Raw genomic sequence first — 19,109 nt, 5'->3', positions numbered from 1 at the left:
ATATTTCTAAAGAGATTGCCTATGTATAAAATCGCCGATGACCTGTTAATTCACTTGGAATACAACAATAATGATATTTTTAACCTGAAAATAATTAGTTTTAGAAGCCACTAAGTATAATTTAAACTATAATGAACAGACTAAGCCTTTTTAGCCTTTTAATCCTGGTAATAACATTTAAAGTATCCTCCGCTCAATCAGTTTCAGAACGTACCCACCAAAATTTTGATGCAGGCTGGAAGTTCCATCTTGGGCATGCAACCGACTTTAACCGCGATTTTAATTACGGTCTTGGGAATATATTTTCTAAATCTGGTGAAACAGCCGGAACTGCATTGGCTATTGACTATGATGAAAAAGGCTGGGCTGATGTAACCTTACCTCATGACTGGGCAGTTGCCCTCCCCTTTAAGTATGTTAAAAATGACGACCTCGACTCACATGGCTATAAACCAGTAGGCGGACTGTTTCCTGAAAACAGTATAGGCTGGTACCGCAAAACTTTCCAGGTAAACCGTGCTGATTCGGGGAAACGATTTGAAATACAGTTTGACGGTATTTATCGCGATAGCAAAGTATGGATCAATGGCTACTATGTTGGCGGCAATTTTAGCGGCTATAACAGTGTAAAGTTCGATATTACTGACTTTATCCGCTTTGGAAAAAAGAACGTGATGGTAGTAAGAGCGGATGCCACCCAGTCTGAAGGCTGGTTTTATGAAGGCGCCGGTATATACCGCCATGCCTGGCTAAACACTTACAACAATTTACATTTTAAGCCACAGGGCGGTGTATTTGTACATGCTGTCGTTAATAATAACAAAGATGCAGAGGTTACCATAGAAACCTCGTTAGAAAACCGTGGCATTAATGCCGCCTCGGCTACTGTTTTAAGTTACATCACCGACCGTAACGGAAAAATACTTGTTACCGGTAATGAACTGCCTTTCAGTTTAGCCGTGCGCGAAGAAAATAAGCTGATCAGTAAAGTAAAGTTAAAAAGCACAAGGCTGTGGGATATTGATGACCCTTATTTATACAAAGCAATTTCTCTTGTTAAAGTAAACGGTCGGGTTATAGATAGCGTGCAAACCAGGTTTGGGATACGCACCTTTACTTTTGACAGCAATAAAGGCTTTTTTCTAAATGGCCGTGCAATGAAGATACAAGGTGTTAGCTGCCACCAGGATCATGCGGGTGTGGGTTCGGCCCTGCCCGACGAATTGCAATATTACCGTATCCGTTTGCTGAAAGAAATGGGCGTAAATGCTTATCGTACTACACACAATATGCCAACGCCCGAGCTATTGGACGCCTGCGACAGCTTAGGTATGCTGGTAATGGATGAAACACGTTTGCTTACAAGCGGCCAAGAATACGAACAACAGTTTCGTAACCTGATTTTGCGTGACCGTAATCATGCCAGTATCTTCTTATGGTCTATCGGTAATGAAGAATATGCAACGCACCGTACTGATATTGGTAAGCGTATTGCTCAGAACCAGATATTGCTGCAAAAAGAGCTTGACCCAAGCCGCACCTGTACTTATGCCGCTAATATGGGCAATGTATTTAAGGGAGTAAACGAGGTAATCCCTGTGAGAGGTTTTAATTATAATCTGAACGGACTGGATGGTTATCATGCCGAACATCCCGATCAGCCAATTATCGGGACGGAGGTTGCCAGCACGGTTACAACCCGCAGTATCTTTGTAAAAGACACGGTGCGTGCTTATGTACCAGACTATGACCTTACCTATCCAAGCTGGGCCAGTACGGCCGAAACATGGTGGAAAATCACCGAAGATCGCCCGTGGTTTATGGGCGGCTTCGCCTGGACGGGTTTTGATTACCGCGGCGAACCTACCCCTTACCGCTGGCCAAACATCAACTCGCATTTCGGCATCATGGACATGTGCGGTTTCCCAAAAACTGTTTATTACTATTACCAGGCATGGTGGACGGATAAAGATGTATTGCACATAGCCCCGCATTGGAACTGGCCCGGAAAAGAAGGACGGCCTATTGATGTTTGGGTGAACAGCAATGCAGACGATGTTGAACTTTTTTTAAATGGCAAAGGCCTGGGTAAAAAAACAATGCCGCGTTATGGCCACCTGGTATGGTCGGTAAAATATCAGCCGGGCAAATTATTGGCAGTTGCGCATAAACATGGTAAAACAATTAAAGCGAGTGTTGAAACTACTACAGCGCCGGTAAGCATACAGCTATTACCTTCAAAAAAAGTATTATTGGATAACGGGGAAGATGCTGTAATTGTAAACGTATCTGTACTTGATAAAAAAGGTAGAGAAGTGCCCGATGCATCAAATTTAATTCAGTTTGACTTACAGGGAAATGCTGATATTATCGGGGTGGGCAATGGTGACCCAAGCAGCCATGAACCTGATAAATGTGAAACCGGCCAATGGCAAAGGCATCTTTTCGGCGGTAAGGCACAGCTGATTATAAAAGCAGGTACTAAACCAAGTGAAATTAGTTTAACAGGATCTGCCGTGGGTTTAACACCCCGTAAAATAGTGCTGTTGCAAAAATAACCCGTTAACGTAACTATCTTTCCGGATGAAACTTGTACAAAATCTACTGACGGTATCTGCTTTTTTAGCTGCATTAAACATAAATATTGTTAAGGGGCAACCCAGCTCTAAAAAGGATACTTATCAATTGGTTTGGAGCGAGGAATTTAATAAAGATGGCGCCCCTGATAATACAATATGGCAGTATGAAAAGGGATTTGTACGTAACCATGAATTGCAGTGGTATCAATCGCAAAATGCTTATTGTAAAAACGGAAAGTTAATTATTGAGGCCAGGAAAGTCCATCAGGCAAATCCTCTTTATAACCCGCAGGGTAATGACTGGCGCACAAACCGGCAGTATATCAATTATACCTCAGCAAGTTTAAATACGAGACAATCAAAAGCATGGCTTTACGGGCGTATGGTAATGCGCGCACGTATAGACACTGCTGCTGGCTTGTGGCCTGCTTTCTGGACTTTAGGCGTGGCCGGGCAATGGCCATCAAACGGTGAAATTGATATTATGGAATACTACCGCGGAAAATTACTGGCCAATATTGCCTGCGGCACCAACACTGCTTATAAAGCAAAATGGTATAGTACCAGCACTGCCATTGAAGATTTTAAAGATAAAAACTGGAGCAAAAAGTTTCATATATGGCGGATGGACTGGGATTCAACAGCCATCAGCTTATTTGTTGATGACAGGCTGCTTAATCGCGTGCAGTTAAAAGATCTGTTCAATCAGGATGGCACCGGGATTAATCCGTTTAAGCAGCCACATTATATATTAGTCAATTTAGCTTTGGGCGGAGACAATGGCGGCGACCCCGACAGCACCACTTTTCTCCGTAGGTATGAAATTGACTACATACGTGTTTACCAGCAAAAAGACCAATAGTCGATTTAATCTGAATACCTATTATCAAAGCATTAGGCATTGGCAGCCAATTTTCAACTCCATTGATATTCTTCATGATTGTAATCCATTTTAGGCTCTGCTTAAAAATTTTAATTGATTGAAACTGGTTGGTTTTATTTTGCTTTAAGTATTAGCCGGAAACTCTTAATGTTTGTGGATTATTCATAAATATCTCAATGCCATATGGAGATGATAGAGCAAGCCATGTGGGTTACTTATTTAAAATTCTGGCATTAATATAAAACTGATGATAATATTATTGCTTGAAATATTGCTGATACTTTTATCGCCTGTAGTGCATATCATTTTAAACATAATGCACATTTATGGACGTGTTCGTATATCCATTGCGCTGATTACTATAATCTGTTTGGTTGCAGGCCTGCTATTGCCATTACTTGCAAGCTATATCGATATTTTAAATCTGCCGCCTGGTACACGCTGCGCAACCGGTTCTGTTGGTTTTGCTGTGATCGGTACATTTTTAACCCTGGTTTCAATACCGATATCGGCGATTGTATTTTACATAATTGCTTATTACAGAAAGAGAAAAGCTGGTACATTGGCAAAAACGATACAATAACAGTGCTGCACAATTGTAATGCTGATTAAAAAACAAAGCAGGTTTAAATTCTGTTGTCAACGCAATAAACAAAATCACTAATTCATATTGCGCTATGCAGATTGCTACCTCACCAACCGCCTGTCTAAAAAAGTTTACAATATTAATGCTGTTTTCTGTATGTGCGATGTATGTATCAGCCCAAAACGGCATTTATGAAAAGAAGCTTCCAAACGGTGCTTACGGCGTAATTTCTTACCAGCAAAGCGGCAATAGTGTTAAGGCCGAAGTATTTACCTGGTGGAACTCTGCCAATGCCCAAACCGGCAGCTACTACGGTGAAGGCACATTAAAAAACGGCACCGTAACTTTACATAGCGACGAAAATGAGCCGGGCTGCAAAGTGACGTTAAGTTTGGTACAGGGTAAAATAAAGGCATCCTTTGCTAACTGCGCAATTGACCATTTAACCAGCGACTTTAATGGCCAGTACACAAAAATTTCTGGAGCTGTAGCCGGCAATTATATAGTGACTGCGCCCAAAGCCTACTTTTATAAAAAGACCGATGCAGCCAGTAAACTTAAAGCCTATGTGTTAAAAGGCGACGTGGTAACGATAGATATGCAAAATGTAGCAGCAAATAACAATACCTGGGTATTTGTTTCTTACATGAACAAGGCAAATAAAGAGACCACCGGCTTTATGCTGTTGTCTGATCTTAAAAAGAAAGAATAAGTCTCCTTTGCTTAAACTCAGCAATGGTTACAACTTATCAAGCCATTGCTTTTTTTTGCTGTCAAATTCTTCCTGTGTTAAAATTCCCTGATCTAAAAGAGTTTTTAACTTTTGTAGCTGTGTCATAGGGTCTGCATCACCTGCGGTGACTGGTGGCTGACCAGAGGTATTGTTTAAACTATTCCCTAAATTAAACTGTAACCCGGCACCGGCAATACCGCTTTCATTACGGGCAGCATCACGCAGGGCTTGTAGCTTTTCTCTTTCCGTAAAGCTTAAACCGGTTAATTCTGAGGCCAGCATTCCGGCACGGGCGTTGGCCAATTGATTGATCTGCTGCTGCGTTTGCTGATCAAAAGACGCTCCCTGTAACTTGAAATTTGTCAACTCAAACCCCAATTCAGCAAAAATATTGTTTAATTGATTTTTCAAGGTTTCAGCAAGCTCGTTCAGCTTAGCATCAATCTGTAAAATGGAATAAGCGGATGTAGCCAGCGTAACCGTTAGCCCCTGCTCAATTCTCGACTGAATTAGCATCTGTGCTTGCGCAATATTGTACAGGTCTGATAAACCGGCAATTTCTGTAAGAAAAACCCTGGCATCGGTTAACTTAAAAGAATAATTACCATAAGCACCCAGGTTAACCGGAAAGTGATATACCGGGTCTTCATACATTACACGTGTAGAGGTGCCCCAACCCTGGTTAACCACCTCTGCTTTTCGGTAAAAATAAATTTTAAGCTTATGCTCACTTTCAAAGCCCTGTGTAAGTTTAAGCAGGTTAGTAATAAACGGTTCGTTATCAGTTTGTAAAGTATATACGCCTTCGTTTTCTAAAACACCTGTAACTTTACCCTCATACACCAACAGGCACCCCTGCCCCGGGGCAATTATCAGTTTACTGGCATCTTTGATCTCATCGCGTTTAAATGGAAATTTGTAAAACAATACCTCCTGCGGTTGATCTTTCCATTCAATAACCGATGCAAACTGATCTTTGAAAAAACTGGTGAATCCCATATCAAATTATTTATGGCAATCCTCATTGCCGTTATTACTCATTCTGTACGGCTAAGCTGATAATTATGTACGATTTTACCCGCATCAGAAATAACCAATACCCCGTGCACATAATCAGCCTCCGCACCTTTGCGATATTCAACAGCAAACCCATGTTTCCATTTGGTTGCCGAATACAAATTATACCTGTCTGGCGCTAATGCCCAAAGCAACTTGCCGGTCTTTGCATCAACAAGCTGAATACTTACCGGTGGATCTGGTGCCGGGGTAGTATTGACCACGAACAGCAGCTTGTCCTGATCCTGATAAAGCATTTCAGGGTTAAAGTATTTTCGGCCAGGTGTTAAGTTACGCCTTATATTTTGGCCGGTCTGTTTAAGGTATTTTACTTCGAGTAACTGCATTTCTTTTTGCTGGTCAAAGAAATCACCCATGTTACCAAACTCAAAGTAATGCTGATCAAATTGCTTTTTCCAAATATGATCTGCCTCATCATTGCTGTCAGCCATTTTCCTGATAGTTGGAAAGTAATAACAACTACTTCCTTCGTTATTTATCACGTTAATCATTGGCTTATAATAATCAAATTCAAGTTTTGCCACCCCCGAGCTTAACTGCTTGTAATCTTTAAATTCACTTTGCGTTATGTTAATTAGCCGGTTATTCCTGGTATCGAGTTGTAATAATACCGTACTGCACCCTATAGCATAAGTCAGATCAGGCGAGTAGGTTTTAAAAGCCAGCATGCAGTTGTTGTTAGTTAAAACCTCATCGTTAACAATACGGTCAGCAATTAGTCCACCAGTAAGGGGATCATTAAAAACCATGTGTAATTCCTTGCCATACTTTTTGTCGTCTTTATAGGTATAATCGGCACCCACACGCAAATAAACCGGTTTACCCGTAGCTGTATTAGTATATACAAAACTTGAAGAATAAGAGCGGGGTGGCTTATAATTACTACCGGTACTATAAGTATTAGCGGTATGATTTGCAGGCCGAATCCAAGCAACAACAAAATAAATAATACATATAAATGCTACACTGCCAAGTAATATATAAAGCGGCTGCCTGGCATTGCCAGGCGGGGCAGAACTTTGTATAGGCGGCAAACGTTCATGATGATGATAGTGGTGTATATCATCGCTATCCAGATAGTATTCGGTTTGGCAATTCTGGCATTGATAAAAATCAGGCTTAATCTCCTTTTTAAAAGTACTGCCGCATTTAGGGCATTGTATTGCTTTAATATCTTTAGCCATTGATGTGGTTAAATACTTAATACGCGTCTTCTGTTTGGCCCATGTAAGCCTTCACTTTGATAGCAGAAAGGTTAACTTTTATTTCCTGCAAATACTATTACAAGAGGTGCCTGCATATTGTTTAATCCGAAAGAAGTTTCTTTAAGACCACTATGTTACTTATCCATCTTAATAAAATAATAAGCACGCGCCGAGTTTATTTTAATACCGTTACGTTTTGTATTTTCAAAACTCAGCTCCTGCACTTGCGCCATCACTGTTATGCCCATTTTGCTTTGCTTTATCTGCAGCATTTGCTGTGGCAATAAATATTGCTTGTCTAAACCCTGGCGTGTGGCTGTATTCTCGACTGGTTTCAGGTTAACAGTTTCCTTAACTATTTGGTCAGCCAGAACTTTCAGAGGAAATGTAAACTTATTTTCGCCTACATTAATGATCATATCATCATAATCAAAACTGTCACCTTGTTTTATTGCATAGCCTTTCACCGTGTCAACACTTAAGGTATCAACATAAGTTTCTTTTACCATCATGTAATCATACCCTTTTAAAGGATAGGCTGTTTGTTTGCTGCGTACATAGTAGTTGGTGTTAAGGTCCATATCCATCCGGTCCTCACTGTACTGTTGCATATATTCGTAGCCGCTTAATCCTAAATAATTCTGCATCCAGTTTATGCGGTCAAAGTTAAAGCCGTTTTCATCCGGAATGTCATACATCTTATTTTTCCAGCTTATTCTTAACTCCTGCTCCTTAGCCTGTAGGTTAACGCTAAGTAAAGGCTGCATTGATTGAAAATCATAATGTTGCAATATGTAATTAACTGTACTCGCCATGCGTGCTGCTATGTAGGGCTTTACCTTTTTTTGATCAATAGGCTGCAATTTGCCTTTCTTTATTAAGCCCGCCTCTTTAAACAGCTCATACAGAACAGCTCTTTGTGAGTTTAAGCTGACCGAGGTGGCGCTTTGCGGACCGTATATGATAAGCATAACAATAATGAACAGCGAAACGGGTATGGCTTTTATGGTAGCCTTTTTATGCAGCAGGAAATAACCGATTAAAAACAACAACCATGCGGCCAGTACCATTAAAAAATATCGGTATTGTGTAATGCCATAACTGCCTATGCGTTTACTAATGGCTAATATCAAAAGTGCTACCAGCGGCAGCAGGAATAAATAAAAATAACGGCCATAAACTTTTATCCAACCGTTGTCTTCCTGGTCGCGCAGCGGGTAAACCAGCAGCAGAGCCAATAAACCAAGCCCGGCATAGCCCAGAATAAGGCCTGATACCAAGCCTTTAGGCAGTTCCCATTCTATGAGGATTTTAACCTCGTATACCAGTAAAATAATCAGGTAGACTGTAGCAAGAGGCACCAGTATGTACTGGCTAAAAAACTTCAGTCCTTTTGGGTAAGCGATAAGCGATTCTGCCTGAAGGTTACCTTCCGGAACGCCTGACAAAAAGAACAAGGTATTAAATACCCCTAAAATGATGAACCACACGGGTTGGTAAACCCAGTTTAAACTAAAGCCAAAAATACGCTCAACCACGCCAAATGCAGCGCTTAGTCCGGCGCCTAAAACTACGCTATAGAGCAGGCCGGTAAGAAAACGGATAAACAGGGTTTTGTTAAACTCCCAAAAGGCAAGCGTATTATTTTTGCCAGTAAAAGCAGCAAAAGATACCAGCAGGTGCATAGCAATAAGCAATAAAGCAAAAACCACATAGTGCTGAGGATAGGTTTCCGGCTTTAAAATAAACAAGAACACCACTCCGACTGCGACCGCTACACACCTAACTAATAGCCGCCTATTACCAGAAAACCCATTATTTCTACCATAGAGTGAAACTGCAAGGCTGAGTGGCATACCAACAGCCGCCATCATTAAAATACGTATATACCAGCTGTGGCTGGCGTAGCCATACAGATAACCGGATGATAGATGAATAGCCGACCATGTTCCGGCCAGGGCAAACAAAAACTCGAACGGGTAACGCCTTATGGTGCTGGCAACCGAACTAATTATATGGTTAACCGAAGGTAATTGAAAGGCCATAACTAATATTAGAAAAAGTATAATGTTATATTGGACCGTAACTAAAGGTTATTTTGATCATGTAACGCTTATTTGCCAATTGGCTTACTTGGTCTATTGTTAAATATTGCCTGGGGTCTGGCCCACCAAAGTCAATTTCTTCGCCCATTTCAAGACCCTTTCCCGATTTTAACTTGTCTTTTTCTATGTGGGCGGCAAGCCTGTTTAACGCTGTATCTATATCCAGAGGCGTATCCAGGCCTTTGCGTACCTGCCGCAGCAGGCTAAGCGACGCATTTCCCCAATATGCTATATCTGTAGTATCTGCCGCAAATTGTGCTGTCTCAAAGAAAAAGCTTAGGTTATAATATTCGCAGCCAAACTGCTTTAGCGTAAGCTTGTCACCGTTAGCCAGGGTTAAGGTTTCAATCCCGGTATTATGGTCGGATTGCAAAGCAAAGTGTACATTCGGGAATACGGCTTTCTTAATTACCGGCACTGCCGCTCCCCGCGGACAATCGTCTGTACTTTGCTTATGCAAAGCGCTGTCTAATTCCTTTACCTGTCGCTGAAAACGTGTATACCAGTCTTTCCCAAAACGTTGTTGTAATATCTTGAAATATTTAGGATTATCTTTTTCATACATCTGCCTTTGTGCAGGCAGTGCCGTACAACCACCTTCAATACGCTGGTAGCGGATGTTCCATTTTTTGATAATGCTGTCAAAGGCGGTAAAATAACCCTCGGGCGGGCGCTCACCAATGCGGTAATCAATCCACTTTAAGGAAGTATCAATAATAGTGGCCTTTAGATTAGCCGCGTGTTTCTTGTTCTCCTTACAAGAAATCAGTAATAATAATACTGATAAGGCAAAAAGTATTTGCGTTTTCATATAATGGTTTAGATAACGGTTGAACTGCAAGCTATTTGGCAGCTTGTATCTTCAAAACTTATATACCAAACCTATTTTAGGTGATATTGTTCCAGCAATATGGGTATAAACACTATAGTACAACCGCATGAATGGCCTATTACCAGCATGCCTGACGAATTTGAAGAAGCCTTATTAAACAGAGTATTATCAGACATGGAATACCGTGCGCTAAAGCAAGGTTTCAAGCCAAGAGATATGGACGACAGATGGTTTCTTTATGTACAAGACGACTGGTTATACTTACACCGCAGCTGGACAGGTCATTGCATTTTTAAAGTTAAGGTAGAGTACATTCATGATAATTATACATTAAGTACCCTGCACCTCAATAGAAATCCGCAACAATACAAATCCATTAATGCGGATACGGATAAACAGGAGTTGAATTCTGTACTAAATACATTTATCGCTTTAAATGCTGAATAAGATGATTAATTAATTCAATATCAGCTTAAAACTACCTTGCAGAAGTAAGCCGCCATGCAATATCTTCGGTCGCTTAGTTACACAGAGCTCCCGCAAAATCTTTAGTAACGTAGGCCTTGTATATCCTATTAGCGCTTTGTAATATATCGCTGACTTTGCTGTCATCAGAAATTACCGTACTGCCTTTCAATACCCTTATCGCACGTCCGTCTTTTATATAATACCGGTATTGTGTTTTAGTTACTTTACCTACTGCGGGGCCGCCTACCAAACTCTCAAAACAAAATATCACTTTGCCGGCGTTGTAATAATATTCGTTTGTCCAGCTTCCGTCGCCTATTGATCCCGACTCTGTTATTTTCACAATGTCTTTGCCGTTGAAAAAATAAGTTACCACACCATCCTCTACACATCCCGAACTTTCATATGTAAACCGTTGTTTAGTAAGGTTGCTTGAATTGATCTTCTGGAACAACTGTCGGATTGAAACAATATCTGCCTCATCCGTTTTTTGAGCATTTGATTGTGCATGCAGTTGGACACACAACATAGCTAAACATAAGAACACGCAAATTTTTAAAGTAAGTACCGGCTTGATGGTAATCATATGGAACGAAGTTTAGATTTTCATTTAAAACGTATCAGGTCTATGATTGTTTACCTATAATTTTATATCGGTCTTAAATCCCATCCTGTAACGGCATCTCCTAAAGCCCATATTTAATAATTGCCATTTGCAGACATGAAGAAAAATTAATTTGGCTTTCATAGCCTTCTCATTACGCCAGGCTTTATTTGTCGCAAAACAATCTACCGGTTGCGATGAAAATACTAAGAATATTATTGACTATAGCGCTTGTGAACAGCACTATGCATGCTATGGGCCAAACCACTGACCATGTTATCGGTAAGATAGTGGACGAAGACAACAAAACCATACAAGGCGCTACCATTACTGCTGAAAAAATTACAGATACAACTAAAAGGGTAAATAGCGTTTCAGACAGCACAGGGCGGTTTTCACTTAAAGTTATGGGCGGCGGATCCTGGAGATTAACTATCGCATTTGTATCTTATCAAACAGTAAAAAAAAGCTTTATTATCGCAAATGATACAGCAGCTATAAACATCGGCACAATTATTATGTATCCGGCAAAACAGATGCTGAACGAAGTAAGGATTGTTGCAGAACGCCCCTTCATGACCCAAGAGCCTGATAAAACAGTTTTTGATGCTGCCAAGATAGGTGCGGTAAGCAGTGGAACTGCCAGCGATCTTTTAACTCAGATACCGCTCGTAAATGTAGGCCCATCAGGTGATATCACTGTACGTGGCAAAGCAGCAGGAGTATTAATAGATGGTAAGCCGTCACCTTACACAGACGTTAGTACTGCATTGCAAATGATTCCATCTACATCTGTAGAACGGGTTGAGGTAATGCCTACCCCATCGGCCAAATATGATGCAGCAGGTCAAAGTGGGCTGATTAATATTATCCTGAAAAAGAATATCAAAGCAGGATTTAACGGCGTGGTCAATCTTGATGCAGCTACGCAATTTGATGACCATGCAGGTACAGATTTAAATTACAGGAATAAGCATATCCGTGTATTTGCAAACCTTAACTATCATGCTAACCGTATCTTTGGCAACAGAACAAGCCAACAGTTTTTTCCATTAGACAATACGACATTAATTCAGAAGGCAAGCAACACCGATAAACACCGGGATCTGGACAGCCGCTTGGGTTTCGACTACCTATTTAACGATAAAACTGATTTATCAATCACTCAAAATATAGGCTCGCACACAATAAACAGTTCCTCGCTACTTACCATAGATTCTGCACAAAACAACAACCGTGTTGCAGCTACGGGCTCCAATGATATCATGACACGTAATAATATGTACAGCACTACTCTTGATTTTACCAAACGCTTTGAAAAAGATGGAGAGGAACTGACAGCAACAGCCCGATATGTTAACGAACAGAGCCACACTTCGGGCGAATTAGATAATATCAACGGCAGCTTCTATAACAGCCAGGTAAACAAGGGGAACGGCAAAAACAAAATGTACCTGCTGCAGACTGATTTTGCCGACCCGATTGGCAGTAACGGTAAAATAGAGTTGGGCTATAAAAGCACATGGTTTATTGACAATAATATCCTGAATGCAACAACGCTTAATAATACCACGGGCAATTATTTTTATAATAACGCATTGTCAAATAACTTTACATACAATCAGCAGGTACATGCTTTATATGCGTTGTACAGCGGTAAGTTAGGGTCATTTAAATATAAAGCCGGCCTGCGCTCAGAACTGGATATATTGTCTGGCGAATCGCGTTTAACCAACACATCTACATCATCCAGTCATTTAAATTTCTTTCCAAGCGTTTATTTTTCAAAATCGCTTACCGACAATCAAAGCCTAAGCATCGCCTACGATACACGTATTGCAAGGCCTACATTTTTGCAGATTTTGCCTTATACAGATATATCCAACCCTATCAATCATCAATCCGGCAATCCCGGTCTGTCTGATGCTTATACACATCACGCCGAATTAACTTATGTGCTGTTAATGCCAAAAAGTAACAGCATGTTCAGCGCATCTGTTTATTACAGTAATACGGTCAACAGTATTCAATTAGTTACCCTGCCACAGAATGGTTATTTGCTTACCACGCCAGAGAACATTGGACGCGAAGCAACAGAAGGCGTCGATATAATTTACAGGTTGAATATTAAAAAGTTATTTTCAGTTACAGGCACCTATGATCTTAACTATAATACCTTTAACGGATCTTCAAATACCACATCAAATGTAAGTGGCTTTTGGAACAGCCGTTTGCACCTGGATGGAAATATATTTTTACCGGCTAAATTTATTTTGGCTGCACACGGCGAAATCTCCGGACCGCAGCATATACCCCAGGGATACAATATAAGTAACAGGGGCATAGATGTGGAAGTAAAGCACAATTTCTTAAAAGATAAAGTAACGGTGGCTGCTATGGTTTCAGATATTTTTCACCAGCGCCGCCAATCTACCCACCTGGTCACCAGTCAGTTTATTGAGGATGATATTTTGAAAGAAAACTCCCGCATACTGCATTTTCATTTAAGCTATATTTTTTAAAGGGTTTAATGATAAAAGAAACATTGAATACCTGACTATAAGCTTCTGTATAAAAGCAACGCAATGAGGTACTGAATAGCTATATCTTTTTAGGCCAGGAACCAATTGAAACCTGCATAATATGACCGGTAAAGAATTTAGCTTTATATTTTCAACCCATTAAAAAAGTGCCTAAAAACCATAATTTAAGCATAAATTGCTTATTTGTCCCCTGTTTTTTGCAGGATAGCCCCTTTTGATTTTTAGGTTTTTAGAAGACTTTGCCTACGCCAATTAACAGGCCATTTGGCCATCTTTTTATCTAATAAATCTATTAATTAAACCATCCGATGAGAAAGTTTTTGAAGGCTGCACTTGCAGTTGAGACAAAGAATTGTACTGCCCAAATGTGGTAAAAGTACCTCCAAAAAACGTAACGAACAGATCAATCTATACTGGTTCAACTTATCTATTTCCTAAATGCAGGAGAGATAGTAAAAGCATTCCGTATGCATTGCTTAATATACTCAAATATGAGCTGTTTGTCAACGTAATTAACCTTATTTAATTTGATTATTAACCACCAATTATGAAACGAAAATTACTTATTCCAAATTATTTTCATTCCCGGAGCTTCCGCCCCCTATTGAAAGCTCTGGCATTATTGATACTACCTGTGGGCGCAAGCGCATCAGCCAGGGGTATGTATACGTTATACAGCGCCCCGGTTGCCAGCCAGATTGCTGCTACTAACCAAGCTAATATAACGGTAAAAGGAACAGTAACAGACCAATCAAACGGACAGCCGCTGGTAGGTGTTTCCATCGGCATCAAAGGCACCAGCAGAGGCGTAATGACCGATATAAAGGGCAACTTTCAACTGAACAATGTGCCGGAAAACGCAGTGCTGGTACTAACCTATGTCTCTTACGAAAAAGTTGAAATAGCCCTTAACGGGCAAACAGACATACAGGTAAAACTGAAACCATCAATGAAAACGCTTAGCGATGTAATTGTGGTGGGTTACGGTACACAGAAGAAAGAAAACCTTACCGGTTCAGTAGGTGTCGTGAACACGCAAGACCTTGAAAACCGCCCTTTAACAAATACCAGCCAGGCCCTGCAAGGAACCGTGTCGGGTGTATATGCCCTGCAAAGCTCTGGTAAACCCGGGGATGATAACACAGTGATAGACATTCGTGGTGTAGGAACCTTCGGAGACAATTCACCATTAGTGTTAGTAGATGGCTTTCCGGGTTCGATAGGCGATGTAAACCCAAACGACGTTCAAGCCATTTCAGTATTGAAAGATGCTGCCTCATCTGCAATTTATGGTAGCCGCGCAGCAAACGGTGTCATCCTGATTACTACCAAAAGAGGCTCTGCCGGTAAAGTGCGTGTAAATTACAGCGGATATGCAGGCATTCAAAGCCCAACCAGGTTACCTAAAACACTGAACTCGGTTCAATATACAACGCTTTACAATGAGGCTGCCGTAAACACAGGCCAGGCACCTGCTTACTCCGATGCAACGATACAGAAATACGCTGCCCATAATGATCCGATGTACCCGGATATTAACTATTTTAAGGTGTACTATGATAATGCTTATATGCAAAATCATCGCATCAGCGCCACCGGTGGTAGTGACAATGTGAACTACTCTTTCATGATGGGTTATTTAGACCAAAAAGGTATACTGGTAGCCACTGATTACAAGAAGACCGATTTTCGTCTTAACCTGGACTCTTACCATTTGAAAGATAAAAGACTGCGTGTATCAGGCAATATCTCAGGTAATTTAGGTATCAAAAACGAACCTACCGACCTTTGGAACGCAGAATGGTATGCTACCCTTGCGCCTATCCACCCGCTTCAGGATGCAGCAGGTAACTGGGTATCTGTAAACGGTGAACGGAACTATTATGGCGAGATCAAAGAAGGCAGTACAAACCTGACCAAACGCTACAACTTTAGCGGACAGGCAGAGGCCGAGTATAAAATCCTGCCTGGTTTAAGCGCACAGCTTACCTATGGCTACAATGTGATAGCTACCAATGGAAACGCGTTTCATGCCAATGTAACCCTGCAAAACCAAAACGGAACCGTTACACAACTTCCTTCTGATCTTAACACAACCAGTGAGATTGATGGCCACTCACTGCTTACCGGCTTGTTAAAATATAACAAGACATTTAATAAGCACTCATTCAACTTATTAGGCGGCTACAGTGAAGAAGAGTTTACCTACGACTGGCAAAGTGGTTACCGCAAAAATTTTGTAAACAATACACAACGGGTTTTAAACCTTGGCGATGCGGCTACGCAAACCAATAATGCAGGCAGTTATGATCTTGGGTTACGTTCATTCTTTGGCCGTTTCAATTATGCGTATGATGAAAAATACCTGATTGAAGCCAATATCCGCCGGGATGGTTCTTCCAGATTTGCGCAGGGTAAACAATGGGGCACCTTCCCTTCCTTCTCAGCAGCATGGGTATTATCAAAAGAAAACTTCATGAAAGACCTTAGCTGGCTTGATTTTGCCAAAGTAAGGGCATCATGGGGCCGTTTAGGTAATCAGAATATTAGTAATTATTATAATGGGAGCGATATCCTTAGCTCGGGCCAGAATTATTCATTCGGCGGATCACTTTATTCAGGCGTAGCCATTACAGCAAATACCAATAAAGATTTGACATGGGAAACTGCTCAACAGCTTGACCTGGGCTTGGATATCTCTTTTCATAATAATATTGAGATCACTGCCGATTATTTCGATAAAAGAACTAAAAACCTGTTGCTAACCCAACCCATTCCACTAACCATTGCACAATCACCTCCATTGGCTAACGCAGGTGAAGTTCAAAATAAAGGCGTGGAGCTTGGTATCAGTTATAAAAAAGCGTTTGATAACGGTATCAGGTTGAGAACCTCATTAAACCTTTCGCACATAGTTAACAAGATCTTAAGCATGAATGTGCCGCAGCAATTTACTTCACCAAAAGCTATTGTTGTTGGTTCTGCTATCAACTCCTTCTACGGTTATCAGATGACCGGTATTTACCAGATATCTGACTTTACCTGGCAAAACAACAGTGATCCTTCAATACCATATGGCAGCCGTACTTACACACTTAAACCAGGTGTTGTAAGGGTAACGGATTATAACCCGCAACCCGGTGATATTAAATATGCCGATCTTAACGGTGATGGTATAGTAGATCAAAATCATGACCGTAAGGTTATCGGCAAACAATTCCCTGACCTCACCTATGCCTTTAACTTTAACATAGCATGGAAAAACTTTGACCTGGGTGCCTTTTTACAAGGCGTAACAGGTATACAAGGATATACTTATTATGAGATTGCTTCCCCTTTTAGCGGCTTTGCCAATGTGGGTAATTGGTGGTTAAACCGCTGGACACCTCAAAATCCGTCTAACACCTACCCAAGGTTAACCTTAGATGGTGTAAGAAACAACATCCACTCATCTTTCTATGTAGAGAATGCCTCATACCTGCGTGTAAAGAACATAGAATTAGGATATACACTTAGCCCTAAGGCAATCAAGAAAATCGGATTGTCGTCGCTAAGGATTTATGCCAACGTGCAAAACGCATTCACGTTTACCAAATTCAAAGGCTTCGATCCGGAACAAACTACAGACCAGACAAGAGCCGAGGCTTTCCCTCAGGTACGTATCATGACTGCAGGTGTAAATGTTAATTTCTAAAGGTAAAATCATGAAAACTATATATAAACTCTTAATAGCATTTTTAGTTATCGGCCTTGCAGGTTGCAAGAAAGATCTTCTTGACAAGACGCCCAAAGACCGTCTGTCGCCATCTACATTCTTTCAAAACGAAACACAGGTAAAAATGGCGCTTGTGGGTATTTATAGCGCACTGCCTCCAAACGCTACACCGGGACAATTTTTCCAGTTTGATTTCGAATCAGATAACGCCTATTGTCAGGATGCGTGGCAGGGTTCAAAAGAGGTGGGCGAATGGCAAACTACCAGCAATAGTTGGGCGCCGTACTCCAAATGGACGCAGGATTATACCATTATCTCACGTGCAAACGAATTTTTGAAAGATGTTGCGGCTTCAAGCGTAAGCGCTACCACCAAAAGCCAGATGTCGGCCGAAGCTAAATTTTTACGCGGCTATGCCTATGCAGACCTGATCGCTTACTTTGGAGATGTTCCGCTGATTACAACAGTGCAATCGCTTTCTGATGCTTACGTTTCAAGATCACCAAAGGCAACGGTATTAGCCCAGGTAATTACAGACCTTACAGATGCTGCTGGTGCACTACCTGTTTCTTATTCAGGCACTGATGTTGGCCGTGCAACTAAAGGAGCGGCTTTAGCTTATAAAGCCAAAGTTTTACTTTACAACCAAAAATGGGCTGACGCTGCACAAGCCGCAAAAGATGTGATGGATTTAAGTGCGTACACGTTGTACCCTGATTATGCTTCAATGTTTGACGAAGCACATGAAAACAACAGCGAGGTAATATTTGACATACAATATATACCAACTACGCAACCACAGCCGTGGCCATCATCTGCGTTATCATTAAGCGTTTGGCCTACCCCAAATGTTACCACAGACCTGATTGATTCTTACTATATGACCAATGGCTTGCCAATTACCAACCCGGCTTCGGGTTATAATGCGCAAAACCCTTATGTAAACCGCGATCCAAGGCTGGCAGCTTCGGTAGTTTTACCGGGATCACAATTTGGAACCATTACTTATATCCCTGCTAACGATGTGGTACCTTCTGGCGCACGCCCCCGTAAATATGCTGCAATAGGCATTGCAGACCCTAATAACTGTTCGCTAAACACCATTTTAATGCGCTATGCAGATGTATTATTAATGCGGGCAGAAGCACTGATCGAATCTGGCAACAGCACGCCAGAGGTTTACGCACTGATAGACCAGGTACGTGCAAGAGCAAAAATGCCGACCGTTGAAAGCGTTGAAGGTACGGGCTTAAGCCAGGCGCAATTACGGGCAGTTTTAAGACACGAACGCAGGGTAGAGTTTTTTATGGAAGGTACACGCTATGCAGATATGCTACGCTGGAAAGACCAGTCGTTGGTGCATGATGCGTATGGTTACGATAAATCATTGCTCACTAATCCGGCAAGCCCGTCTACCTGGCAGTTTAAGCAGGTAAAATTGGAGACCAGAACATTCGATCCAAATAAAGGATGGCTGTGGCCTATTCCGCAGGCGGATATTGATATTAACAAAAAGCTATTGCCTAATAATCCGGGTTATTAATACCCCTTCACAAGAAACTTAATACCTATAACCTCTATCCATAAATCCTCGAAAAACCTCCAAATGCTGGCGGTTATTCGGGGGTTTTATTTTTACAGCTGTCCGTCAGGTAATGCGGCATTATCCGGCATATAAACTGAATACTTTCGCAATACTAATATTCGTTTGCATGCCGCATAAAAAAGCACGCCACAATTTGGGCGTGCTTTTTTATGTAATTTGTTAATTAACGAGCT

At 41.2% G+C, this 19,109-nt stretch carries 13 protein-coding genes; 8 read left to right on the top strand and 5 right to left on the bottom strand.

Annotated features, from left to right (window positions below):
• Positions 1–131 precede the first annotated feature (131 nt).
• The 4 genes from galA (at position 132) to PQ461_RS09995 (ending at position 4,760) form a co-directional block, all read left to right on the top strand.
• Positions 132–2,558, top strand: a complete 2,427-nt coding sequence (gene galA / locus PQ461_RS10010) for a beta-galactosidase GalA (RefSeq protein WP_274303862.1) — start codon at positions 132–134, stop codon at positions 2,556–2,558.
• Between the two features lie 25 nt (positions 2,559–2,583).
• Entirely contained in the window at positions 2,584–3,441 is an 858-nt protein-coding gene (locus PQ461_RS10005) for a glycoside hydrolase family 16 protein (RefSeq protein WP_274303861.1), read from the top strand.
• Positions 3,442–3,709: 268 nt separating this feature from the next.
• The gene (locus PQ461_RS10000) at positions 3,710–4,045 is read left to right on the top strand and encodes a hypothetical protein (RefSeq protein ID WP_274303859.1); all 336 of its coding nucleotides are present in this window, start codon (positions 3,710–3,712) and stop codon (positions 4,043–4,045) included.
• A gap of 94 nt (positions 4,046–4,139) precedes the next feature.
• A complete protein-coding gene (locus PQ461_RS09995) occupies positions 4,140–4,760 on the top strand; it encodes a hypothetical protein (RefSeq protein WP_274303856.1) in 621 nt (206 codons plus the stop codon).
• 27 nt (positions 4,761–4,787) lie between these two features.
• Here the strand turns inward: PQ461_RS09995 and PQ461_RS09990 are convergent, their stop codons facing one another.
• From PQ461_RS09990 to PQ461_RS09975, 4 genes are all read right to left on the bottom strand, one after another.
• A complete protein-coding gene (locus PQ461_RS09990; protein ID WP_274303854.1) occupies positions 4,788–5,780 on the bottom strand; it encodes an SPFH domain-containing protein in 993 nt (330 codons plus the stop codon).
• 38 nt (positions 5,781–5,818) lie between these two features.
• Complete coding sequence (locus PQ461_RS09985; RefSeq protein WP_274303852.1) at positions 5,819–7,042, bottom strand: zinc ribbon domain-containing protein; 1,224 nt, start codon at positions 7,040–7,042, stop codon at positions 5,819–5,821.
• Between the two features lie 155 nt (positions 7,043–7,197).
• Complete coding sequence (locus PQ461_RS09980; protein WP_274303851.1) at positions 7,198–9,108, bottom strand: DUF4153 domain-containing protein; 1,911 nt, start codon at positions 9,106–9,108, stop codon at positions 7,198–7,200.
• Between the two features lie 25 nt (positions 9,109–9,133).
• Positions 9,134–9,979, bottom strand: coding sequence for an FEKKY domain-containing protein (locus PQ461_RS09975; protein WP_274303850.1), 846 nt, complete (start codon positions 9,977–9,979; stop codon positions 9,134–9,136).
• Between the two features lie 99 nt (positions 9,980–10,078).
• Between PQ461_RS09975 and PQ461_RS09970 the strand changes: the two genes are divergently transcribed.
• Entirely contained in the window at positions 10,079–10,447 is a 369-nt protein-coding gene (locus PQ461_RS09970) for a hypothetical protein (protein ID WP_274303848.1), read from the top strand.
• A 73-nt stretch (positions 10,448–10,520) separates the two neighbouring features.
• Here PQ461_RS09970 and PQ461_RS09965 read toward each other — a convergent pair whose 3' ends face one another.
• Positions 10,521–11,054 carry a hypothetical protein gene (locus PQ461_RS09965; protein WP_274303847.1) on the bottom strand — a complete coding sequence of 178 codons (534 nt, stop codon included), beginning with the start codon at positions 11,052–11,054 and terminating at the stop codon, positions 10,521–10,523.
• A gap of 215 nt (positions 11,055–11,269) precedes the next feature.
• Here PQ461_RS09965 and PQ461_RS09960 point away from each other — a divergent pair, with 215 nt between their 5' ends.
• From PQ461_RS09960 to PQ461_RS09950, 3 genes are all read left to right on the top strand, one after another.
• A complete protein-coding gene (locus PQ461_RS09960; protein WP_274303845.1) occupies positions 11,270–13,594 on the top strand; it encodes a TonB-dependent receptor in 2,325 nt (774 codons plus the stop codon).
• A 568-nt stretch (positions 13,595–14,162) separates the two neighbouring features.
• Entirely contained in the window at positions 14,163–17,309 is a 3,147-nt protein-coding gene (locus tag PQ461_RS09955) for a SusC/RagA family TonB-linked outer membrane protein (RefSeq protein WP_274303842.1), read from the top strand.
• 10 nt (positions 17,310–17,319) lie between these two features.
• Positions 17,320–18,873: a RagB/SusD family nutrient uptake outer membrane protein gene (locus PQ461_RS09950; protein ID WP_274303840.1), complete on the top strand. Its 1,554-nt coding sequence runs from the start codon at positions 17,320–17,322 to the stop codon at positions 18,871–18,873.
• Positions 18,874–19,109: the final 236 nt, after the last annotated feature.

The organism is Mucilaginibacter sp. KACC 22063 (assembly GCF_028736115.1).
GTDB lineage: Bacteria > Bacteroidota > Bacteroidia > Sphingobacteriales > Sphingobacteriaceae > Mucilaginibacter.
This window is presented reverse-complemented; position numbering and strand designations above follow the sequence as displayed.

Coding starts and splice junctions, on each gene's coding strand:
- galA (WP_274303862.1), top strand. CDS start 132: ATGAACAGACTAAGCCTTTTTAGCCTTTTAATCCTGGTAATAACATTT.
- PQ461_RS10005 (WP_274303861.1), top strand. CDS start 2,584: ATGAAACTTGTACAAAATCTACTGACGGTATCTGCTTTTTTAGCTGCA.
- PQ461_RS10000 (WP_274303859.1), top strand. CDS start 3,710: ATGATAATATTATTGCTTGAAATATTGCTGATACTTTTATCGCCTGTA.
- PQ461_RS09995 (WP_274303856.1), top strand. CDS start 4,140: ATGCAGATTGCTACCTCACCAACCGCCTGTCTAAAAAAGTTTACAATA.
- PQ461_RS09990 (WP_274303854.1), bottom strand. CDS start 5,780: ATGGGATTCACCAGTTTTTTCAAAGATCAGTTTGCATCGGTTATTGAA.
- PQ461_RS09985 (WP_274303852.1), bottom strand. CDS start 7,042: ATGGCTAAAGATATTAAAGCAATACAATGCCCTAAATGCGGCAGTACT.
- PQ461_RS09980 (WP_274303851.1), bottom strand. CDS start 9,108: ATGGCCTTTCAATTACCTTCGGTTAACCATATAATTAGTTCGGTTGCC.
- PQ461_RS09975 (WP_274303850.1), bottom strand. CDS start 9,979: ATGAAAACGCAAATACTTTTTGCCTTATCAGTATTATTATTACTGATT.
- PQ461_RS09970 (WP_274303848.1), top strand. CDS start 10,079: ATGGGTATAAACACTATAGTACAACCGCATGAATGGCCTATTACCAGC.
- PQ461_RS09965 (WP_274303847.1), bottom strand. CDS start 11,054: ATGATTACCATCAAGCCGGTACTTACTTTAAAAATTTGCGTGTTCTTA.
- PQ461_RS09960 (WP_274303845.1), top strand. CDS start 11,270: ATGAAAATACTAAGAATATTATTGACTATAGCGCTTGTGAACAGCACT.
- PQ461_RS09955 (WP_274303842.1), top strand. CDS start 14,163: ATGAAACGAAAATTACTTATTCCAAATTATTTTCATTCCCGGAGCTTC.
- PQ461_RS09950 (WP_274303840.1), top strand. CDS start 17,320: ATGAAAACTATATATAAACTCTTAATAGCATTTTTAGTTATCGGCCTT.